Origin of the sequence: Aggregatibacter kilianii, assembly GCF_003129965.1 — a bacterium.
GTDB lineage: Bacteria > Pseudomonadota > Gammaproteobacteria > Enterobacterales > Pasteurellaceae > Aggregatibacter > Aggregatibacter kilianii_A.
The window spans coordinates 104,660-125,757 of record NZ_NRCJ01000009.1; the positions used below are offsets into that span (position 1 = coordinate 104,660).

Below are 21,098 nucleotides of genomic sequence, written 5' to 3' on the forward strand. Positions count from 1 at the left end.
TCTACCGCACCAATAACAAAGGCGAAGATGAAGTCTATCGCACGCAAGAGTGGGAAAACGGTAAGTTGGTTAAATAAGCGCTTCTAGCCGATACGCGTCGGGAGACGCGCGCCATCTGGGGAGGTTGTGGAAGAATAAAAGTGCGATCAAAATTTCCTGCGTTTTAAAAACACACTAAAAAACCACCGCACTTTTTCTTTCTCTTGATGGTTAAAGCGTCCAAACGGTTTGCTAACCCACCATCCACTCTTACACGGTGGGCTGGCAAGCCATCCTACACACCGGCACGCGTTAGGAAACGCGCGCCATCAATAATGGTCATCAATGAAAACGAAAACAGTCCCAAAGGGGCTGAATTATGCGTAACCGTGAGTAATTTATTACCCACGGCAAATTCTCTCATTTCAGACTAAAGAATGTGTTGATATTGCGCTAACATTTCTTTAGGCCAGACGCTGGATTGCACTTCGCCGATATGTTTTTTGCGTAGCAGGAACATCGCCATGCGGGATTGACCGATACCGCCGCCGATGGTTAACGGCAATTTGCCTTGCAGCAATTCTTGGTGCCAATCCATGCTCAAACGGTCTTCATCACCGGTTAACCCCACTTGCAAGCGCAATGCCGCTTCGTCCACGCGGATCCCCATGGAAGACAACTCAAAGGCAGTGCCGAGTTGTTCGTTCCACACCAAAATGTCGCCGTTCAACCCTTTGTAGCCGTTTTCCGATTCGGTGGTCCAGTCGTCGTAGTCCGGTGCGCGACCGTCGTGCGGTTTGCCATCGGACAATTTACCGCCGATACCGATTAAAAATACCGCGCCGTATTCTTTACAAATAGCATTTTCACGCTCTTTGCCGCTCAGGTTCGGATAACGTTTTACCAAATCTTCGGTGTGTACGAAAGTGATGTGTTTCGGCAAAATTGACGGAATGTCAAAACGGGCTTCCACCGCCAGTTCGGTTAAACGAATAGCGCGGTAAATGGAATTGACGGTTTCTTTTAAATAGGCAAAGTTGCGGCGACCTTCGGGAATGACTTTTTCCCAGTCCCATTGATCCACATAAATAGAATGGGTCGGGTCAAGAGAATCTTCATCAGGACGCAAGGCTTTCATGTGCACAAATAAGCCTTCGTTTTCTTTAAAATGAAAGCGGGCAAGGGTGTGGCGTTTCCATTTTGCCAAGGAATGCACCACTTCAAAAACCACGCCAGGAATTTGTTTGACGTGAACCTGAACCGCTTTTTCGATACCGGATAAGTTATCTTGCATACCATTACCCACTTGGCTTAAGATAGGTCCCTGAACTTCAATAATACCAAGTTGTTCAATGAGATTTTGTGTGAATGTGTTTTTCACGAAGCTAATTTCTTGTTGCTGTAAAATAAATGTCTTTTTCATTTTATACCCCAATCTTTTATTTAAAGTAACGGCGCTGATTTTGCATATTCCTCAAACTTAATGCAATATAATTCAATACAATCAAACAAAAAACTGGTATTATTTATATAATTTTTAATTTATTATTCGATTTATTAGAATATTTTTAAACAAGGAGTATGTTATGCACAATATCGATAATTTGGATCAGAAAATATTGCGCGTACTCACGCGGGATGCGCGCACGCCTTATGCGGAAATGGCAAAAAATTTCGGCGTAAGCCCCGGCACCATTCATGTGCGGGTGGAAAAAATGCGTCAATCCGGTGTGATCGAAGGCACTAAAGTGCGCATTAACGAACGCAAGCTGGGTTATGATGTGTGCGGTTTTATCGGTATTATTCTGAAATCCGCCAAAGATTATGAAAAAGTGATCAAAAAGCTGGAATCCATCGACGAAGTGGTGGAGGCCTATTACACCACCGGTAACTACTCTATTTTTATTAAAGTCATGACGCACACCATCGCCGAACTACATTTGGTGCTGTCGGCAAAAATTCAGTTAATCGACGAAATTCAATCCACCGAAACCTTAATTTCCATGCAAAATCCGATTTTGCGTGACATCAAACCTTAAAAGAACAATACCTTAAATAAAAGGAGAATATTATGTCAGAAGTCTTTCATCTCGGTTTAACCAAAGCCATGTTAGACGGCGCCAAATTAGCCATCGTGCCTGGTGCGCCGGAGCGGGTGGAACGTATCGCCCGTTTATTAGATCGCCCGAAATTCCTCGCCGCCACCCGCGAATTTACCTCCTGGCTTGGCTACATTGACGAACACGCAGTCGTGGTTTGCTCCACCGGCATCGGCGGCCCGTCCGTTTCCATTGCGGTGGAAGAATTGGCTCAACTGGGCGTGCGCACTTTCTTGCGCATAGGCACTACTGGTGCCATTCAGCCGCACATTAATGTGGGCGACTTATTAATTACCACCGGCGCGGTGCGTTTAGACGGCGCAAGCCGCCATTTCGCGCCGTTGGAATACCCGGCAGTCGCCGATTTTGAATGCACCAACGCACTCTATAAAGTCGCCACCGAAGAAGCCGGCAATCACGTACATGTGGGCATCACCGCTTCCTCCGACACCTTTTATCCCGGACAAGAACGCTACGATACCTTCACCGGCAAAATCTATCGTCATTTCCAAGGCTCCCTCAAACAATGGCAGGAATTGCACGTGATGAACTATGAAATGGAATCTGCCACCCTGTTCACCATGTGCTCCGCCTTAGGTTTGCGGGCGGGCATGATTGCGGGCGCCATCGTCAATCGCACCCAGCAGGAAATTCCGAATGAAGACATCATCAAATCCACAGAAGAAAAAGCCATTCATGTGGTGGTCAAAGCGGCGGGATTATTGGTTTAAAACTACGCGGTGAGAAAACAAAAATGCAGCCCTTACAGGCTGCATTTTTTATGAAAAACGCTTGGATTTTTTATTCATAAGCTCACTCGTTCGCTTATTCACCCTAAAGGGCCGTTGGCAAAGCCAACGTTGAAAAAGCGTTGCTTTTTTTACCGCACTTTAGGCTTTGGACGATAAAAGTGCGGTCGTTTTTCAGGGTGTTTTTTAGGGAGTCTCGTTGGAAGGCCAGGCATTGACCACGGCTTTCACCAAAGTCGCCAACGGGATAGCGAAAAATACGCCCCAGAACCCCCACAAGCCGCCGAAAATCAACACGGCGATGATGATCACCAGTGGATGCAAATTCACCGCTTCGGAGAATAAAAACGGCACTAACAGGTTGCCGTCCAGCAGTTGTGACACCACAAAGGCGATGACGATATACCAAAAGGTATGGGTATCGCCGAATTGGAAAATTGCCACCAGCACCACGGGAATCGTCACCAACACAGCGCCGATATAAGGCACCAGCACGGAAAGCCCGACCGCCACCGCCAACAACAACGGGTAATTTAAACCGAAAATCAGGAAAATAGCATACGTCACCATGGCGACCACCAAAATTTCCACCAGCTTGCCGCGAATATAATTGGCGATTTGTTGTTGCATTTCTACCCAAACTTTCGACGCCAGAGTGCGATTACGCGGTAAGAAACGGCTCACGCCGTCCATAAGCTGACGTTTATCTTTCAACAGGAAAAACACCATTAACGGCACTAAAAAGGCGTAAATTCCGAGGGTGACCAAGTTCATAATTGACGCAAAGGACAGTTTCAGCGCCGACTCGCCCAAGCCCAGAATTTTCTCTTTCACCGAGCCGAAAATGGACTCCACGGTTTGCGCGTCAATAATGTCCGGGTAACGTTCCGGCAAAGAGAGCAGCCACTCGTTGAAGCGATTAAACATGTGCGGCAAATCGCTGAGTAAATTCACCAACTGCGTCCATAAATTCGGAATCAACACCAACACCACCAGAAAAACCAAACCGGTAAACGTGCCAATCACCAAACAGGTGGCGAGCAAACGCGGGCATTTGAGTTTCTCGTTTAACAAACGCACCGGCCATTCCAATAAATATGCCAGCACAATTGCCACCAGCAAGGGCGCAATCAAATCGCTGAAAAAGTAAATCGCCACGAAACCGAAGAATAAAATCGCGAACAAGCCCATTGCCTGCGGGTCGCTAAACCGTCTTCGATACCAACTTTTTAACATTTCAATCATGTTATTACCTCTATAAATTTTGCCTGATTATAAGTAAAATCTCGGCAAATTACATCAACACAAGGAATTTCTATGTCCGTTATTCTCTACCACAACCCGCGCTGCTCCAAAAGCCGTGAAACCTTGGCGTTACTGGAAAGCAAGAATATTCATCCACAAATCGAACTTTACTTACAAAAACGCTATTCCGTCGCTGAACTGCAAACCATCGCCGATAAATTAGGCGTCAGTGATGTACGTCAAATGATGCGCACCAAAGATGACTTGTATAAAGAACTGGGACTAGATAACCCAACGCTTAGCCAACAAGATTTACTGCAAGCCATTTCGCAACATTCCGCCTTATTGGAGCGTCCCATTGTAATTCACGGCGACAAAGCCAAAATCGGACGCCCGCCGGAAAGCGTGCTGGCGATTTTGTAAAAACACCGTCAAAAACAACCGCACTTTTGGCGCGAACAGATAAAAATAAACCCGATGCAACATCGGGTTTATTCATAATACGATTAAATTACCACTGGTAACCGACGCCGACACCACCGCCTACATCGCCTTGGGTATTGGCATTTCCTTGTAATTTCAAGATCACTTTGCCGTTATCGCTTGAGCGGGAATAGCCCACCGCAAAGGCATTTTGACCTTTAAACGTACCGCCGGCAGCCGCCACCATGGATTTACCCGGAATATAGGCTTGCGGCAAACTCGCCGCCGCGTTAGCACCGGCAATCCCCGCACGGGCTTCACGGTTTACTTTACCGATTCGGTTATTGACATTTTGGATGTCATTTTTCAAACCGCCCAGTTGGCTGACATTCACCGCGTCAGTCGGGTTTACGCCCGGGGCGACGTTGGTGATACGGGTTGCCGAACCGTCAGCTTTTGCCACGTTCATTCCTTCTGCAGAAGAAGTGATTTGTGTGGCATTCGCACCTTCACCGACAGTAAGCGTGTTACCTACATTGGCATTGGTAAAGGTTGCATTTTCCGTGGTAGAAATCGTGAATGTTGCGCCTTCTTGCTGAATCGCAATATTTTTACCGGAAGCATAGGTTAATGAACTACCTGATTTCACCTTGGTCGTTTTACCGCCTGCGGCAGTATTGGTCACAAATCGATCAACGCGTTCACCTGTGGTTACGTCAAATCCGTTATTGGTGATATTGTTCATCACGTCTTCGCTAAGCGTTAATGCACCGTCATTATTTACGGTAATTGTCGTGCCGTCGGTTTTGGCAGCAATAACATTACCGGTTACGGTTACACCTTTTTCACCGACATAGTTCCCGGCAACTTGTTTAATTTTCTTATTCGGATTATTCGGATCGGTAACTTCTTTCATCACTACCGTGCTGCCATCGACATTCACGTCATAAGAAACATTGGTTTGCCCGTTTACGACCGCCACGTTCGCCGTAGTTCCGTTGCCGTTGACAAAATTCACTTGGCTACCTGCGCCGATATTACCTTTCGCGTCACCATTGTTATCGCCGACCTTCCAATATGTCGCATTAATCGCATTTGCCACATCGGAAGCGCTCACCAAACCACCGCCTGTCGGCACCGCTAATTTGCCATCTTCCGCAGCATTCGCAGCATTGGTTACCGTTGCCGGCAATGCTGTGGTATTAACATTTACGGTATAAACCGTTTGATTATTTGCTCCGGTAGTATTTGTTACACTCACTTGCGTCCCTGCAACCACTTCTGTTTTCGCTGCGTTAACCGAAGAATTGAGCTGGGAGACATTAACGGCGTCTGTCGCATTTGTACCGGCAGCCACATTGGTAATTTTGGTTGCAGAGCCATCCGCTTTCGCCACTTTTAATCCATCAGCGGACGAGGTAATTTGCGTTGCGTTATTACCTTCACCAACAGTTAACATGCTGTTTACATTCGCATTTTTGAAAGTCACATTTTCTGTGGTAGAAATAGTGAAGTTCGCACCGTCTTGTTTCAATTTAATATTTTGACCGGCGATATACTTAACCGTCTCACCCGGTTTTACCAATTGATTAGACGTGCCTTCAACCTCACCGCCATCCGCCGTTGCAGTCGCTTTCCAACCGGAATTATTAATCGCGTTAGCCACTGTTGTCGCATTGACGAGCTTATCGCCTTCTGTAGGAGTGCTTACTTTACCATCGGCGTTGGCCAAGTCCGTAGTATTGACTTTTACGCCGAAACCGTTGGCGGTCGGTGTCACGGTAATGGTGTCATCAGTATTTTCAACTTTAACGGAAGATAACGCGGACGTATTTACTTTTAATTTGCCGTCAGCGTCTTTTACGATCGTATTATTATCGTAAGCCACATCATAAGTCACGTTCGTTACGCCGTTTTCGGTTTTCACCTTCGCGGTGGTTGCATCACCGTTGACAAAATTCACTTGGCTGCCTGCGCTGATATTGCCTTGTGCCGCACCGGCGTTGTCACCCACTTTCCAGAACACGGAATTAATGGCCTCGGCAACATTACTTACGGTAGCCACTTTGCCTTGTTCTGCCGTAGCGACCGTGACTTTACCCGCATCACTACCTGTCGCTTGAGCGGTCGTAATATTGCCGGTATTGACGGAAATGCCGTCATTCGTCACATTAATCGTCGTGCCGTTTGGTTTGACGTTAAAGGTCACCGTAGAATCACCTGTTGTTGCGTCATAAGCCACCGAAGACTCCGTCCCCAATCCGTTAATGAAGTTTACGTTATTGGACGGTTTCACCAAATTGCCTGCTACAGTCTTATCGTTACCGCCCAATTTCCAACCGGAATTATTAATTGTGTTTGCAACAGTTGTCGCATTGACAAATTTGCTGCCGTTTGTAGTATCAGGCGCAGTCACCTTACCATCGGCAACCGCTAAATCGGTATGTTTTACTTTTAAGTCAATGGTGCTTTTATCGCCATTGGTATCCGGCGTAATTTCAACTGTGCTGTCAGCGCTGGCGAAATTCACGGTATCATAAGGTTTAATAAAATCAACCGCACTTCCATTTGCCTGCAAATTCCAGCCTGCGTTTAACACATCACCGAGGGTTGCGGCATGGTTATATTGCGCCGCCGTTAAGGTTGGCGCAGCTTGTGCTGTCGTTACGGTTACTGCACTGCCATCTTTCGGATTGGTTGCCGTGCTGAACGTATCAGGCAAGGTGCTTTTGATATTTGCCAAGGTCATTGGCGAAGTCGTGGAATTGCTACCATCATTCATGGAAGCAATCACATCGGCGTTCGGCACAACTGTTGTTGTCACATTACCGGCATCATCCACTTCATAGAATTTACCGTCCGGTTTCTTCACGGCTTTTTTACCGCTAGTCGTGGTGTAAACCACCGGCATTTGATCGCGTAATCCGCTTGCTACTAAATACAATTGGCTCCCATTAATGGCATCGGTGGAAGTCGCGCTGATTTGACCTGCGGCAACATTTACCAATTGGCGCTCTCTGCCTACTTCACCAATACTCACTACACTCCCCGACTGATTGGCTGCAAAGCCGCCATAATACACGCCGTTTACGGTGGCCTCATTGCTGGCAACTGCTGCTTTTGTGGTGGAATTTGAGCCTAAAGCAACCGCGTTAATATGACTTGCGGTGGCATTCGCGCCCAAAGCCACGGCGTTAATCTGACTTGCGGTGGTATTTGCACCAAGCGCGATAGCCGCTTCGGCAGAGGCATTGGCAGTATGACCATTTGCCATTGCATAATTAGCACTCGCTTTAGCCGAAGAACCGGTTGCCAAGGAATACCATGCACCGGAAGCGGTACTTGCATTTACCCCAAGAGCTGTGGAATGCGGACCTGCCGCATTGGCAAAGGCACCAAGCGCAGTGGAGTTTGTGCTGGTAGAAGTAGAATTCATACCGATAGAAATTGCGCCTGAACCATTAGCATTGGCGCGCGCACCACCGGCATAAGCACCGCTGCCGGCAGATTTACTTAAATAACCTATAGAAGTAGATAACCAGCCTGATGCACCGGTCAATCCACCGATAGCCGTTGCGCCATTACCGCTTGCATTAGCCGATACACCAAACGCAGAATCCTGTCCATTTAATGCTTTTGCGCCATCCCCTACAGCCAAATCTGATTGTTTCTTAGCTAGTGCCACATTACCAATGGCAATGGCATTATTTGCTTCGGTTTTTGCGGAACTTCCCACTGCAACCGCATTTTTGAATAAAGATTTGGCTTCAACACCAATGGCGATAGAACTAAAGTTGGTTGTTGCATTCATACCGATAGATACAGCATGCGCTTCCGCACTTGCACCGACACCGAATGCCATTGCGCCTTTACCACCAACAACTGTATCACGACCAATGGCAATCGCCGCTTCAGAAGCCGGGTCTTCAGGTGAACAATCGGTACAAACCTCACCTTTTAGCTTAACCGTCGCATTTTGACCTATAGCAATCGCTTCACGCGCACCGTAACCCACTCCGTCTTTGTCTTCAAACGCAACCGATGCTTTAGTACCAATCGCAATAGAACCCGGTGCTTTTGCTGCGTCATTGTTATAGTTAGCCTCCGTAGAAATAACCGCATCGCTATGCGTTGCCGCCACACTAATAAAATGTTGATTATTAGGCGTCACATCACTCGCCTTAATCGGCGCAGCTAATACGGTGCCCGGTAATACCGCCCCCATAACAAGTAACGCTGTTGCAGTGGAGGATAAACTGACACGTTTATCGGTTTCGGAGGAAGTTTTGCTTTTTTGACGGGATAATTCGGAGACGGCAACCCACGACTGCGTTGCATGGTGCCAAACCACACGGAAGACTTTGTTCATATAAAATGGACCTTATAAATACACTAAAAAATTCAGTTATTAAAATGCAATAACCAACGAGTACAACAATAAAAAGTGGCGTGGATTTTATAGAAAAGAAAGGAGAAAAAGAATAGGAACAAAAGGAAATTTACATAAATTTAATATTTCCTTTTTCTCTTGTTAAATGAGTGAATTAGAAAAAAGGGAATCCTTTTTACCCGAAAGATTCCCCCGCTAAAAAACGCCGTCAAAAACGACCGCACTTTTATTCTTTCGCCAATCCCAAATTGCCGATTTTAATCCCCAAATGTCCTAATGCTACCGGAGAAATTTGCTCGCTTAAATAGATAAATAATTCGTCCAAATCGCTGAAGACTTTTTTAATTTTAATTTGATCTTCTACTTTGCGGGTAAATTCGTATGTTGTCTCGTTGCCGTTAATATGTGCTTCTAAAGTAATATAAATAGTTTCAAAAAAATGGCTTTGCGCGCCCTCTTCGCCCGGGTCGCTAATTCTGACGTTCCATGTGTTGTTAAATAAAACTTCTGTTTTTGCTGTCATAATAACCTCTTTAATATCAATACATTACACAAAATAAACGGAAAGAAAAAAGCCCGATAATAAAATCTCTAATCATAGAAATCTTATTATCGGGCTTTTCGTTGTAACGATTAGCGTGCTTCGCTTTACGTTGATAGCTGCCTTTGCCTTTTTTATTACGCTCGATGCGTTGGCGAAATAGCTTATCATGTAATAACGCCAAAACGGCATTATCTTTAATCACGCCGCGTTGATGCTGATAGGTCAGCGTCCCTTGCTCGTTTTGAGGCGATGTCTGCAAGGCATGTTTCTGTTTTGCCATGATATTTCCTCTTGTTAATGTCAATTTCAATGGTTTTTTACGGCTAAAAAACGGCACACATTATAGCCGATTCCGCCAAAATTAAAAGCCATCAAGCCGATTCGCCTCCATTGAAGCACGATTTTACCCGCATTTCGTTGTCGCCTTTTTGTACTAAAACAAGTAAAATTAGCCGTTTTTTATTACCCACGATAATCTTTTGAGAAAATTTATGAGTTCTACCCCAAACATCGGCTTTGTCAGCCTTGGTTGCCCGAAAAATTTAGTGGATTCGGAGCGCATTTTGACCGAATTACGTTCTAACGGCTATAACATCATTCCGAGCTATGAAAATGCAGACCTGGTGATTGTTAACACCTGCGGTTTTATTGACAGCGCGGTGCAGGAATCGTTAGAAGCTATCGGTGAAGCCTTGGAAGAAAACGGCAAAGTGATTGTCACCGGCTGCCTTGGTGCGAAAGAAGATCAAATTCGCCAAGTGCACCCGAAAGTGCTGGAAATCAGCGGCCCGCACAGTTATGAAACGGTGATGAATCAGGTGCACAAATATGTGCCGAAACCGCAATACAATCCTTACGAAAGCCTGGTGCCGGCGCAGGGCGTGAAACTGACGCCAAAACATTATGCCTATTTGAAAATTTCCGAAGGCTGCGACCATCGTTGCACCTTCTGCATTATTCCGTCCATGCGCGGCGATTTGGACAGCCGCCCGATTACGCAGGTGTTGGATGAAGCGAAACGCCTGGTGGATGCAGGGGTGAAAGAACTGCTTATCGTATCGCAAGACACCTCCGCTTACGCGCTGGATCAAACCAAAGAAAATCAAAACAAAACCGTATTCTGGAACGGCATGCCGATTAAAAATAATTTAATCAGCCTATGCCGCCAATTGGGCAATCTCGGCGTGTGGGTGCGTTTGCATTATGTTTATCCATACCCGCACGTGGACGAGTTAATTCCGCTCATGGCGGAAGGCAAACTGTTGCCTTATTTGGACATTCCGCTACAACACGCCAGCCCGAAAATTCTCAAAGCCATGAAAAGACCGGGCAAAATCGACCGCACTTTAGAGCGCATTAAACAATGGCGCGAAATTTGCCCGGAATTGACCTTGCGTTCCACCTTTATCGTGGGCTTCCCGGGTGAAACGGAAGAAGATTTCCAAATGTTGCTGGATTTCTTAAAAGAAGCGCAGTTGGACCGCGTGGGTTGTTTCAAATTCAGCCCGGTAGAAGGCGCACCGGCGACGGACATGCCGGAGCAAGTGCCAGAAGAGGTGAAAGAGGAGCGCTTCCATCGCTTCATGCAGGTGCAACAAGCGATCTCCGCCGCCCGTTTACAACAAAAAATCGGCAAAACCTTGAAAGTGATTGTCGACGAAGTGAACGCGGAAGGCGTTATCGGTCGCTCCATGGCGGATGCGCCGGAAATCGACGGCGTGGTGTATGTGGATAATCAAAGCCAAAGTGCGGTCAAAATCGGCGACGTTATTTCAGTCACTATCACCGACGCCGACGAATATGATTTATGGGGAACCTGTTAACCCATTCAGAAGGAAACCACGATGTCAGAAACGCAAAAACCCAGCGTAATCCGCTTTGAAGCGGCAGTCGCAGAGAAAAATTATGAGGCCGCCTGCACGGAGTTGCTGGATATTCTCTACAAAATCGATACCAATTTCGGCGGATTGGAAGACATTGAATTCGACTACCCGCAACAGTTGGAACATTTGGCGCAGGATCGCCTGATTTATTTCTGCACCCGTATGGCAAACGCCGTCACGACGTTGTTTGTCGATCCGCAATTGGTGTTATCGGAGTCCGGCGCCAATCGTTTTTTTGTGGTGCAACGTTGGTTAAATCTGATTTTCGCCAGCTCACCGTACATTAACGCCGATCACATTTTGCAAACCTACAACCGCAATCCGGACAGAGAATCCATTTACGATATTTATCTGGAACCGAACAAAAACGCGCTGATGAAATTTGCCGTGCTGTATTTGCCGGAAGCCAACGTCAATCTGAATCTGGATGCCATGTGGGAGGCGGATCGGGATCTGTGCGGCTCCTTATGTTTCGCCCTGCAATCCCCCCGTTTTATCGGTACGCCGGCGGCATTTTCCAAACGTGCGGCGATTCTGCAATGGTTCCCGCAACGATTGGCGCAATTTGAAACGCTGGATAATCTGCCAAGTAATATTTCCCATGACGTGTATATGCATTGCAGCTACGACATCGCGGAAAACAAACATGATGTGAAAAAAGCGCTGAATCAGGTGATTCGCCGCCATATTTTAAAGTGCGGTTGGCAGGACAGACAAATCACCGAGATCGGCACGCGTAACGGTAAACCGGTGATGGTAGTGGTGTTGGAGCACTTCCATTCCTCCCATTCCATTTATCGCACCCATTCCACCTCCATGGTTGCTGCACGGGAGCAATTTTACCTCATCGGTTTGGGCAACAATGCGGTGGATCAGGCGGGACGCGACGTATTCGACGAATTCCATGAATTTGACGGCACTAACATCATGGAAAAGCTGAATTTCCTCAAAGATATTTGTACGCAAAATCAAGCGGCGGTACTCTATATGCCAAGTATCGGCATGGATCTTGCCACCATTTTCGTCAGTAACGCGCGTTTTGCGCCGATTCAGGTGATTGCCCTCGGACACCCCGCCACCACCCATTCGGATTTTATCGAATATGTTATCGTGGAAGACGATTACGTCGGTTCGGAAGATTGTTTCAGCGAAACCCTGTTACGTTTGCCGAAAGACGCCTTGCCTTATGTGCCGTCTTCCTTGGCGCCGGAGAAAGTCGATTATCTATTCCGTGAAAATCCGGAAGTGGTGCACATCGGCATTGCCGCCACCACCATGAAATTGAACCCGTATTTTCTGGATGCGTTAAAAGCCATTCGCGATCGAGCCAAGGTAAAAGTGCATTTCCACTTTGCGTTGGGGCAATCCAGCGGCATTACCCATCCTTATGTGGTGCGCTTCATTAAGAGTTACCTAGGCGATTCCGCCACCGCTTACCCGCATTCGCCTTACGATCAATACCTGCGCATTCTGCATAATTGCGACATGATGCTGAACCCGTTCCCGTTCGGTAACACCAACGGCATTATCGACATGGTGACGTTGGGCTTGGTGGGCGTGTGTAAAACCGGCAAAGAAGTGCACGAACACATTGATGAAGGCTTATTTAAACGCCTCGGCTTACCGGAATGGCTGATTGCAAACAGCGTTGACGACTATATCGAACGTGCCATCCGCCTGGCGGAAAATCATCAGGAACGTTTACAGCTGCGTCGCCATATTATTGAAAATAACGGCTTAAAAACCTTATTCAGCGGCGATCCGAGCCCGATGGGTAAAATCCTGTCGGAAAAATTAACGGAGTGGCGCAAAGCCCATTCCATGTAATGTGAAAAATCCTCGCTATGAGGATTTTTTGTATGGATAACAAAGGACAAACAATGCAACCGATTAAAATCCTCTTCGTCTGTTTGGGCAATATTTGCCGCTCCCCGATGGCGGAATATCTGATGCGGGAGAAAATCAAACAAGCGCAGTTACAACATAAAATCGTCACCGACAGCGCAGGCACGGCAGGTTGGCATGACGGCGAAGGCATGCACTGCGGCACCGCCGATATGTTGGATCAGCATAAAATCGCCTCCAACGATTTTGTCAGCCGAAAAGTGCGGTCAAAAGATTGGACGGATTTTGATTACCTCATCGCCATGGATAACGATAACCTGCGCGATTTGGAACGGCTATTCGGCACGCACCCGGAAAAACTGTTTCAAATCACCGCACTTTGCCCGGATTTAGGCATCGACCACATTCCCGATCCTTGGTATACCAAAGACTTTAACCAAACCTATGCACTGTTGGATCAATGCTGTGATGCCTTATTGGCAAAAATTCGCCAAGAACATCATTTGTAATATGAATGTTAAATTTTATCCCTGCGTTTTGTGATCTCCCGCACGTTTATTTTGAGCGGAATTCGGTAAGATAACGACAGTATAACCACCGTTATACTAACTTAACTGATTATGAGGTGCTTTCCCTATGTTTCCGGAATTCAGAGACTTAATTACCAAACTAAAAACTGAAGATGCTTATTTTGCTAATCTATTTGATAAACATAACGAACTGGACCAACGTATTAAAAACATCGAATCCCATATTGAATTGGGTACGCACAATGAAGTGGAAATGTTGAAAAAGGAAAAATTGCGTTTGAAAGATCTGATGTATGAAGTGCTGAAAAAAGCGAATGCCAAATAAGCAGTGTCACTAGCCTAAAACAAAAGACCGCAACAAAAAGTGCGGTCTTTTTTTACGGAGTTTTTAGTGTTTGCCGCCACAGCCGCAACCACCTTCGCCATGATGATGGTGGTGGTGATGATCATGATCGTGGTCATGATGATGGTGATGACCGCCGCAACCGCAGCCGTGACCTTCTTCATCGCTGTCATGCCCGTGGCCGCCGCAGCAACCGCCTTCTTGGTGTAAGTGGCCGTGCGCGATTTCTTCCAATGTCGCTTCGCGGGTATCCACCACTTCCACGGTGAAATGTAATTCCTGACCGGCTAACATATGGTTACCGTCAACCACCACGTCAGTGTCACCCACTTCGGTAATCACCACCGGCAACGGACCCATATCGGTATCGGCGATAAAACGCATACCCACTTCCAAATCATCCACACCGACAAACACATCTTTCGGTACGCGTTGTACCATATTTTCATTGTATTCGCCGTAGCCTTCTTCCGGTTTTACGCGGACTTCAAACTTATCGCCGACAGATTTGCCTTCCAAGGCGTTTTCCAAGCCGATAACTAAGTTATTATGACCTTGTAAATATTGTAACGGTTGGTTTGCCGGCGCTTCATCCACCAACACACCGTCTTCGGTACGAACTTGATAAGCAATGCTTACCACCACATTTTTTGCAACTTTCATGGTTTACCTCATTTGTTCAAAGAAGAATTTCCGCGTAAAATTCAGCGCAGAAAAACGTTGCCATTGTATAGAAAATACCCGTCGTGCAAAAGCGATTAGTTCAATAACTTAATCTGTGCACGCACGGACGCTTTTAATTGAGCTTTATCGTTACTGTCCAGATTCACTTCATCCGCATTTGAAGAAAATTTCACTTTCTCCATTGCCCTCATACGCCCATCAAAATACGGCACTTCATTTCGGCTATCCAGATTCAACGTCACGACTTCATACCCTTTGGCATTCAGTGAAGTCTGAATTAACTGAGCTTTATGCTGGAATTGTGCCAAAGCGTTTTTAACCATTTCATCTTCAACTTTCGCTGCCGCTTCATTGGAAAGCTTTTGTGTTACATCGGCAATCGCAAAGGTCTCATTTAAATCGGAAATCACCTGAGACAACGCCACAAAATCTTTACTTTCCAATACTAAATCGGCACGCTCAATCCAACCGGATTGTTTACCTTTATTGTCATAACGCACTTGCGTATTGCGAGTATTTCTCTTAATTTGCACCGCACTTTGCTTTTTAATCACATCCAATGCGGCATTTGTTTTTTCATTAATGGCTTTATTCAATTCTTTGAGATTTTTATTTTCCTGTTGGATGAAAAGAGAAACCTCCATCACGTCATAATCCACTTCTTTATTGACTTCAATGCTAAAAGAAACAAAATTTTTTCCTGACTGATCAGTAGCCTTGGTTTCTGTTTCTGCATTAGCGGTTAACATCACGCTCAAAGGCAAAAGTAATAAGGCTAAGTGTTTAAATTTCATGGTTGCTCCTATAAGAACGCAAAAGTGCGGTTGTTTTTAATGCTTAACGAATGCTTCGTCATCATCTAAGTCATCTTCTTCGTCAAAAAATTCACCGTCATCACCATATTCGTCATCGTCGGCATTCGGATCTTCAAAATAGGTGCCCCAGCCGTCATAGCCGCCTTTATATTTTTCCACCAATGGCAACAGTTCTTTTTGTTGCGCATCAATGATTTCAGGCTTTAATTCCACTTCGCTGATAATATCGCAGCAGAAAACCACCTTGCCGTTTTCTTCTTCAAATTCTTCCGCTTCGGACACTTCATAACCGGCTTTAAAGGCATCCATAGCAATTTTTTCCAATTTATCGAAATCATGATGAGAAATATGATGCTCAATAATATAAAGCGCATGAGGATCACTGCCGTCATTAAGTAAATCGGTAATAATCTCGCGGGTTTCCGCCTGTAATTCGTCTAAATTTGTCATAATTTTTCCTTGGTAAGAAAAGGTGAAGGGAAAACGGGGAATGCGATGCAATAAAGAAAAATCTTCCCAAAATAGAGAAGATTTTTCTTAACTAAAAATTATTTTTTGAGTAAATCACGAATCTCGGTTAATAATTTTTCTTCTGCTGAAGGCTCTGCCGGCGCTTCTTCGACAACTTCCGGTTTCTTCAATTTATTTAACGCTTTAATCATCATGAAAATTGCGAAAGCAATAATGATGAAGTCAAATACGTTTTGAATAAATACACCGTAATTTAAGGTCACGGCAGGAATATCGCCGTTCGCCGGTTCCAATACGAATTTCAAATCTTTAAAGTCAACGCCGCCGGTTAAAATACCCAATACCGGCATGAAAACATCGGCAACCAATGAGCTGACGATTTTACCGAAAGCACCACCAATGATCACACCGACTGCCATATCAACAACATTGCCACGCATGGCAAATTCACGAAACTCTTTAATGAAACTCATAAAGCTCTCCTAAGACTTGTTAAAAAAAGATAATGTGAAAAAACGCACATTATTGCTTAAAAAGACTGCACATTATAGATAGTTTATTTAAGAAGCACAAATTTTTCCGTTTATTTAAATGAAAAATGCACTCGGTTGGAATAATTTCTCCAGGTCGGAAATGTATTTCTTATCGCTTAAATACACCACCACATGATCTCCTTCCTGAATAACCAGTTGATTGTCGCCGATAATAACATCATTGCCGCGTAAAATGGCGCCGACAATCGCCCCTGTAGGTAACTTTAATTCGCCGATGAGACGACCGATAACATTTGAGGTGGTTTCGTCACCATGCACGATAATCTCCAACGCTTCCGCCAAGCCGTGACGCAAAGAAACGACATTCGCCACATCACCTTTTCGCACATGTCCAAGCAATGCGGAAATGGTCGCCTGCTGCGGCGAAATGGCGATATCAATGGTGCCGCCCTGAATCAAATTGATGTACGCCATACGTTGAATCAGCACCATGGCTTTTTTCGCCCCAAGGCGTTTTGCCAGCAACGCGGACATAATATTGGCCTCATCATCACTGGAAAGAGAAAGAAAAACGTCAATATTTTCAATATGCTCTTCAAATAGCAAAGATTGGTCTGACGCGTCGCCATTGAACACCAGCGTTTTTGATAATTTCTCCGCTAACACGGCGGCACGCTCGGCATTCCGCTCAATGAGTTTGACCGTGCAATGATCTTCCAGCTGTTTCGCCACACCGGTACCGATGTTACCGCCGCCCACAATCATGATGCGCTTGTAAGGCTTTTCCAAGCGTTGCAATTCGCTCATCACCGCCTTAATATGCGCCGTGGCACAAATAAAGGTGACTTCATCGCCCGCTTCAATAATTGTCGAACCTTGCGGGCGAATCACTTTATCCTGTCGCAAAATAGAGACCACGCGACAATCCACGTGGGGAATATGTTCTTTCAAGGTGGAAATCGGATAGCCTACCAAAGGGCCACCATAATAGGCTTTTACCACGACCAAACTGATTTTATCTTTGGCTAAATGCGCCACCTGCAACGCACCCGGATATTCCACCAAGCGCACAATATCCTTGGTCACCAGATTTTCCGGCGAAATAATGTGATCGATAGGAATCACATCAGTGTTAAACAATTTTTCTTTTTCTTTCAAATATTCGCTGTTACGAATGCGCGCAATTTTTATAGGCGTATTAAACAAGGTATAACCGATTTGGCACGCGACCATGTTAATTTCATCGGAACTGGTCACCGCAATCAGCAAATCCGCATCCTGAGCACCTGCCTCACGCAACACTTTAGGCGAAGAAGCGGAACCCTGCATTACGCGCAAATCATGCTTGTCCTGCAAATGCTCCAAACGCAGGGATTCATTATCCACCAAGGTAATATCATTATCTTCGCTCACCAGATTCGCCGCCAAGGTGGAGCCTACTTGCCCCGCACCCAAAATAATTATTTTCATTCCATTCTCTCCATGCCTAACGGTTATCCTTGCCGTTTCACTAATTTCGCATAATAAAAACCGTCGCCGCCGTCCGCTTGCGGAATAAACTGAAAACCGACCGCACTTTGGTTGCGTGCCAACACTGCAGACGGCAAATTCAACGCCGCTAATTGCGCATCAGGCGTATTTTGCAAAAAGCGTTCGATTTGCAGCGAATTTTCTTCCGCAAGCACGGAACAGGTGGCATACAGCAACACACCGTTAGGTTTTAAATAGCGCCACAATGCCTGCAAAATCTGCCCCTGTAATTCAACCAACTGATCGATATCCGCTTCTTTGCGTAGCCATTTAATATCCGGATGGCGACGAATCACGCCGGTGGCGGAGCAAGGTGCGTCCAATAAAATGCGGTCAAAACGCACCGCACTTTTGTTTAATTTCGCCAGCCATTCCTGTGGATTTGCCGCATCGCCACAAACCACCGTTGCCTGTTGCCGCATTCGCGCTAAATTTTCGTTTACCCGCACTAATCGGCTTTCTTCCACATCTAACGCGATCACATCCGCTTGCGGGGCTAATTCCAAGATGTGCGTAGTCTTGCCACCCGGCGCGGCGCAAGCATCTAAGATCAATTCCCCGTTTTGCGGCTGTAACAATAATGCCGCCCATTGCGCATGTAGATCCTGCACCGAAACGCCGCCCTCGGCAAATAACGGTAAATGCTGCACGGCAGTCGGTTGGGTTAAGCCGAGCGCCTGTGGGTGTGACGTCACTTGCGTGTCCATTTGCTGTGCCGTTAATAAAGTGCGGTAGGTTTCCAGGCTATTTTTTTGCGTATTCACCCGCAACCACATAGGCGGTTTTTGGTTATTCGCGTCAACAATCTCACGCCAATTCGGATAGACTTTTTTCAGCTTGTTCACAAACCAATCAGGGTGTAGAGTCTGCCAATGTTTATCCACCTTCGTCAAAATCGCTTCCTGCTCACGTAAAAAACGACGCAAGACGGCATTCACCAAGCCCTGAAAACTTTGTAATTTCAGCTCCTTGGCGGTGTTTACCACCTCATCTACGGCTGCATAAGCCGGAATGCGGGTATATAGAATCTGATACAAACCGACTAACAACAGGCAATGTACGATGCGCTTTTTACCGCGTAGCGGCTTGTCCACTAACTGCACGATAATTTGTTCCAAGCGCGGCAACACGCGACATACGCCAAAACACACTTCTTGTAATAACGGCAGATCTTGCGGCTTGATGTAAGTTTGCGCGTCAGGCAACAGAGCCGAGAGGGATTTATTCTGCTCCAACACTTGAAAGAGGATCTGCACTGCCGCTGTGCGGGCAGAAAGTGCGGTCGGTTTTACCGGCGTTTTTGCCTTGTTCATTTTCATTATGGTAACACCTTGCCGATTTGGAACCAGTCGGCGCGCCCGTTTAACAAATCCTGTGCCGACATCGGTTTTTTGCCTGCCGGTTGTAACTGTAATAAATTCAACACGCCATCAGCAGTCGCAATTTGAATACCCTGCTTACCCGCCGCTAAAATCGTGCCCGGCATTTTATTTACATGAGGTAACACCGATGCCTGATAAACTTTCAAAGTTTGCGGATTGTTCTGTTCGTCGGTGAATTCCAAGTATGCTATCGGCCAAGGATTAAAGGCGCGAATGTTACGTTCAAGCTGTATGGCAGAAAGCGACCAATCTAATTTGGCTTCTTCTTTGGAGAGTTTGTCGGCATAGTTGGATTGGCTGTCATCTTGTTTTTCTGCGGTAAATTTACCGTTTTCTAAATTATCCAACACATCAATTAACGCAGGCGGCGCGAGTTCCGCCAATTTGTTGTACAGGCTTCTGGACGTTTCTGTCGGCAAAATATCGCAATAGACTTTATGTAACATATCGCCGGTATCCAAGCCTTCATCCATTTGCATAATCGTGACGCCGCTTTGTGCATCGCCCGCCCAAATGGCGCGTTGAATCGGCGCCGCCCCACGCCAGCGGGGAAGAATCGAACCGTGAACGTTCAAACAACCGAGACGAGGTACATCCAATACTGCTTTTGGCAAAATTAACCCATAAGCCACAACGACCATCACATCAGCATTAAGAGACTTGAGCTCGGCTTGAGCGTCTTCTTTACGTAAGGATTTGGGTTGATAAACAGGAATATTGTGCTGTTCCGCAAGCTGTTTCACCGGACTGGCTTGCAATTTCTTGCCGCGCCCGGCAGGTTTATCCGGCTGGGTATAAACGGCAATCACGTTATGGGAAGAATGGAGTAAAGCTTGCAAATGCTGCGCGGCAAAATCCGGCGTACCGGCGAAGATAATATTAAGTGGTTTCATGATGTTCTGCGTTATAGATAAATAAAAGTGCGGTGAAAAATTACCGCACTTTTTGGAGATTCACAATTATTTTTGCTTTTCCATCTGCTTTTTCACTTTTATCAGCTTTTCTTTAATCCGCTGACGCTTCAATGGCGAAAGATAGTCCACAAAAAGAATACCGTTTAAATGGTCAATTTCATGCTGAATACAAATCGCCAATAAACCGTCGGCTTTCAAGGTAAATTCTTTGCCGTCACGGTCCAAGGCTTTCACTGTAACTTTTTCTTTGCGCGGCACTAACGCACGAAACCCCGGAATAGACAAACAGCCCTCTTCAATGCCGGTCTCGCCTTCCGATTCCAGAATTTCAGGATTAATCAACACTAACTGGTTTTGTTTATCGCCTTCAATATCAATAGTAATAATACGCTGCAAAATATCAACTTGCGGCGCCGCCAAACCGATGCCTTCCTCTTGATACATGGTATCGAACATATCATCAATAATTTTGCGGGTAGCATCATTCACTTCCGCAACGGGATCGCAAACGACTTTGAGGTGTTCTTCAGGGTAAATAAGTACATTTAAAGCAGTCATAATTTCTCTTGGGATTTTAAATAAGTGTGTTATTGTAGCCTTTTTCCACTAAAAAACCTATGCCTAAAAAACCAAAAACCCCCGACGTGTTTCCACATCAGGGGTTGCTTTTCAATTAGGCTTGGCGGTGACCTACTCTCACATGGGGATACCCCACACTACCATCGGCATTACGGCGTTTCACTTCTGAGTTCGGTATGGAGTCAGGTGGGCCCACCGC

20 protein-coding genes and 1 rRNA gene are annotated in these 21,098 nt (G+C 46.0%); 7 read left to right on the forward strand and 14 right to left on the reverse strand.

What is annotated here, in order from left to right; genetic code table 11:
• Window positions 1-409 precede the first annotated feature (409 nt).
• Window positions 410-1,402: an aspartate--ammonia ligase gene (gene asnA, locus DK430_RS08455; RefSeq protein ID WP_109078628.1), complete on the reverse strand. Its 993-nt coding sequence runs from the start codon at window positions 1,400-1,402 to the stop codon at window positions 410-412.
• Window positions 1,403-1,565: 163 nt separating this feature from the next.
• Between asnA and asnC the strand changes: the two genes are divergently transcribed.
• Together asnC and udp are read left to right on the forward strand one after the other, a co-directional pair.
• Complete coding sequence (gene asnC / locus DK430_RS08460) at window positions 1,566-2,018, forward strand: transcriptional regulator AsnC (protein ID WP_109078629.1); 453 nt, start codon at window positions 1,566-1,568, stop codon at window positions 2,016-2,018.
• Window positions 2,019-2,050: 32 nt separating this feature from the next.
• Window positions 2,051-2,809, forward strand: a complete 759-nt coding sequence (gene udp, locus DK430_RS08465) for a uridine phosphorylase (protein ID WP_109078630.1) — start codon at window positions 2,051-2,053, stop codon at window positions 2,807-2,809.
• Window positions 2,810-3,013: 204 nt separating this feature from the next.
• Here udp and DK430_RS08475 read toward each other — a convergent pair whose 3' ends face one another.
• Window positions 3,014-4,072: an AI-2E family transporter gene (locus DK430_RS08475; protein WP_109078631.1), complete on the reverse strand. Its 1,059-nt coding sequence runs from the start codon at window positions 4,070-4,072 to the stop codon at window positions 3,014-3,016.
• 72 nt (window positions 4,073-4,144) lie between these two features.
• On the opposite strand from DK430_RS08475, the gene arsC reads away from it, so the two are divergent.
• Entirely contained in the window at window positions 4,145-4,495 is a 351-nt protein-coding gene (arsC, locus tag DK430_RS08480) for an arsenate reductase (glutaredoxin) (protein ID WP_109078632.1), read from the forward strand.
• Between the two features lie 88 nt (window positions 4,496-4,583).
• Here the strand turns inward: arsC and DK430_RS08485 are convergent, their stop codons facing one another.
• The 3 genes from DK430_RS08485 to DK430_RS08495 form a co-directional block, all read right to left on the reverse strand.
• Window positions 4,584-8,864 (reverse strand): YadA-like family protein, encoded by a 4,281-nt coding sequence (locus tag DK430_RS08485; protein WP_109078633.1) that lies wholly within the window; start codon window positions 8,862-8,864, stop codon window positions 4,584-4,586.
• Between the two features lie 247 nt (window positions 8,865-9,111).
• Window positions 9,112-9,408 (reverse strand): DUF5377 family protein, encoded by a 297-nt coding sequence (locus DK430_RS08490; protein ID WP_204352534.1) that lies wholly within the window; start codon window positions 9,406-9,408, stop codon window positions 9,112-9,114.
• 16 nt (window positions 9,409-9,424) lie between these two features.
• A complete protein-coding gene (locus tag DK430_RS08495) occupies window positions 9,425-9,709 on the reverse strand; it encodes an alternative ribosome-rescue factor A (protein ID WP_109078635.1) in 285 nt (94 codons plus the stop codon).
• 211 nt (window positions 9,710-9,920) lie between these two features.
• Between DK430_RS08495 and rimO the strand changes: the two genes are divergently transcribed.
• The 4 genes from rimO to DK430_RS08515 all read left to right on the forward strand — a co-directional run bounded on the left by rimO (window position 9,921) and on the right by DK430_RS08515 (window position 14,012).
• The gene (gene rimO / locus DK430_RS08500) at window positions 9,921-11,252 is read left to right on the forward strand and encodes a 30S ribosomal protein S12 methylthiotransferase RimO (protein ID WP_109078636.1); all 1,332 of its coding nucleotides are present in this window, start codon (window positions 9,921-9,923) and stop codon (window positions 11,250-11,252) included.
• Window positions 11,253-11,273: 21 nt separating this feature from the next.
• Window positions 11,274-13,139 (forward strand): UDP-glucose:protein N-beta-glucosyltransferase, encoded by a 1,866-nt coding sequence (locus DK430_RS08505; RefSeq protein WP_109078637.1) that lies wholly within the window; start codon window positions 11,274-11,276, stop codon window positions 13,137-13,139.
• Window positions 13,140-13,192: 53 nt separating this feature from the next.
• Window positions 13,193-13,666: a low molecular weight protein-tyrosine-phosphatase gene (locus DK430_RS08510; RefSeq protein WP_109078650.1), complete on the forward strand. Its 474-nt coding sequence runs from the start codon at window positions 13,193-13,195 to the stop codon at window positions 13,664-13,666.
• Window positions 13,667-13,793: 127 nt separating this feature from the next.
• Complete coding sequence (locus DK430_RS08515; protein ID WP_109078638.1) at window positions 13,794-14,012, forward strand: HP1242/YdcH family protein; 219 nt, start codon at window positions 13,794-13,796, stop codon at window positions 14,010-14,012.
• Between the two features lie 63 nt (window positions 14,013-14,075).
• Here the strand turns inward: DK430_RS08515 and slyD are convergent, their stop codons facing one another.
• The 9 genes from slyD to rrf all read right to left on the reverse strand — a co-directional run.
• Window positions 14,076-14,693 carry a peptidylprolyl isomerase gene (gene slyD / locus DK430_RS08520; RefSeq protein ID WP_109078639.1) on the reverse strand — a complete coding sequence of 206 codons (618 nt, stop codon included), beginning with the start codon at window positions 14,691-14,693 and terminating at the stop codon, window positions 14,076-14,078.
• 95 nt (window positions 14,694-14,788) lie between these two features.
• Window positions 14,789-15,508: an SIMPL domain-containing protein gene (locus DK430_RS08525; RefSeq protein ID WP_109078640.1), complete on the reverse strand. Its 720-nt coding sequence runs from the start codon at window positions 15,506-15,508 to the stop codon at window positions 14,789-14,791.
• Window positions 15,509-15,544: 36 nt separating this feature from the next.
• Entirely contained in the window at window positions 15,545-15,979 is a 435-nt protein-coding gene (rraB, locus tag DK430_RS08530) for a ribonuclease E inhibitor RraB (protein WP_109078641.1), read from the reverse strand.
• Between the two features lie 98 nt (window positions 15,980-16,077).
• Window positions 16,078-16,473: a large-conductance mechanosensitive channel protein MscL gene (mscL, locus tag DK430_RS08535; protein WP_109078642.1), complete on the reverse strand. Its 396-nt coding sequence runs from the start codon at window positions 16,471-16,473 to the stop codon at window positions 16,078-16,080.
• 114 nt (window positions 16,474-16,587) lie between these two features.
• Window positions 16,588-17,964: a Trk system potassium transporter TrkA gene (gene trkA, locus DK430_RS08540; RefSeq protein WP_109078643.1), complete on the reverse strand. Its 1,377-nt coding sequence runs from the start codon at window positions 17,962-17,964 to the stop codon at window positions 16,588-16,590.
• Between the two features lie 23 nt (window positions 17,965-17,987).
• Complete coding sequence (rsmB, locus tag DK430_RS08545; protein ID WP_109078644.1) at window positions 17,988-19,343, reverse strand: 16S rRNA (cytosine(967)-C(5))-methyltransferase RsmB; 1,356 nt, start codon at window positions 19,341-19,343, stop codon at window positions 17,988-17,990.
• Window positions 19,343-20,299: a methionyl-tRNA formyltransferase gene (fmt, locus tag DK430_RS08550; RefSeq protein WP_109078645.1), complete on the reverse strand. Its 957-nt coding sequence runs from the start codon at window positions 20,297-20,299 to the stop codon at window positions 19,343-19,345. The genes rsmB and fmt overlap by 1 nt, the downstream gene beginning before the upstream one ends.
• Before the next feature lie 66 nt (window positions 20,300-20,365).
• Entirely contained in the window at window positions 20,366-20,878 is a 513-nt protein-coding gene (gene def / locus DK430_RS08555; RefSeq protein WP_109078646.1) for a peptide deformylase, read from the reverse strand.
• 119 nt (window positions 20,879-20,997) lie between these two features.
• Window positions 20,998-21,098 (reverse strand): 5S ribosomal RNA (gene rrf, locus DK430_RS08560); the annotation flags it as partial.

What these genes read in the sequence shown, in the direction of transcription:
- DK430_RS08490 (WP_204352534.1), bottom strand. Translation starts at nt 9,408, where the DNA reads ATGACAGCAAAAACAGAAGTTTTATTTAACAACACATGGAACGTCAGA.
- rimO (WP_109078636.1), top strand. Translation starts at nt 9,921, where the DNA reads ATGAGTTCTACCCCAAACATCGGCTTTGTCAGCCTTGGTTGCCCGAAA.
- DK430_RS08515 (WP_109078638.1), top strand. Translation starts at nt 13,794, where the DNA reads ATGTTTCCGGAATTCAGAGACTTAATTACCAAACTAAAAACTGAAGAT.
- trkA (WP_109078643.1), bottom strand. Translation starts at nt 17,964, where the DNA reads ATGAAAATAATTATTTTGGGTGCGGGGCAAGTAGGCTCCACCTTGGCG.
- DK430_RS08475 (WP_109078631.1), bottom strand. Translation starts at nt 4,072, where the DNA reads ATGATTGAAATGTTAAAAAGTTGGTATCGAAGACGGTTTAGCGACCCG.
- DK430_RS08510 (WP_109078650.1), top strand. Translation starts at nt 13,193, where the DNA reads ATGCAACCGATTAAAATCCTCTTCGTCTGTTTGGGCAATATTTGCCGC.
- DK430_RS08485 (WP_109078633.1), bottom strand. Translation starts at nt 8,864, where the DNA reads ATGAACAAAGTCTTCCGTGTGGTTTGGCACCATGCAACGCAGTCGTGG.
- mscL (WP_109078642.1), bottom strand. Translation starts at nt 16,473, where the DNA reads ATGAGTTTCATTAAAGAGTTTCGTGAATTTGCCATGCGTGGCAATGTT.
- udp (WP_109078630.1), top strand. Translation starts at nt 2,051, where the DNA reads ATGTCAGAAGTCTTTCATCTCGGTTTAACCAAAGCCATGTTAGACGGC.
- asnC (WP_109078629.1), top strand. Translation starts at nt 1,566, where the DNA reads ATGCACAATATCGATAATTTGGATCAGAAAATATTGCGCGTACTCACG.
- arsC (WP_109078632.1), top strand. Translation starts at nt 4,145, where the DNA reads ATGTCCGTTATTCTCTACCACAACCCGCGCTGCTCCAAAAGCCGTGAA.
- DK430_RS08495 (WP_109078635.1), bottom strand. Translation starts at nt 9,709, where the DNA reads ATGGCAAAACAGAAACATGCCTTGCAGACATCGCCTCAAAACGAGCAA.
- rraB (WP_109078641.1), bottom strand. Translation starts at nt 15,979, where the DNA reads ATGACAAATTTAGACGAATTACAGGCGGAAACCCGCGAGATTATTACC.
- fmt (WP_109078645.1), bottom strand. Translation starts at nt 20,299, where the DNA reads ATGAAACCACTTAATATTATCTTCGCCGGTACGCCGGATTTTGCCGCG.
- DK430_RS08525 (WP_109078640.1), bottom strand. Translation starts at nt 15,508, where the DNA reads ATGAAATTTAAACACTTAGCCTTATTACTTTTGCCTTTGAGCGTGATG.
- def (WP_109078646.1), bottom strand. Translation starts at nt 20,878, where the DNA reads ATGACTGCTTTAAATGTACTTATTTACCCTGAAGAACACCTCAAAGTC.
- slyD (WP_109078639.1), bottom strand. Translation starts at nt 14,693, where the DNA reads ATGAAAGTTGCAAAAAATGTGGTGGTAAGCATTGCTTATCAAGTTCGT.
- asnA (WP_109078628.1), bottom strand. Translation starts at nt 1,402, where the DNA reads ATGAAAAAGACATTTATTTTACAGCAACAAGAAATTAGCTTCGTGAAA.
- rsmB (WP_109078644.1), bottom strand. Translation starts at nt 19,343, where the DNA reads ATGAAAATGAACAAGGCAAAAACGCCGGTAAAACCGACCGCACTTTCT.
- DK430_RS08505 (WP_109078637.1), top strand. Translation starts at nt 11,274, where the DNA reads ATGTCAGAAACGCAAAAACCCAGCGTAATCCGCTTTGAAGCGGCAGTC.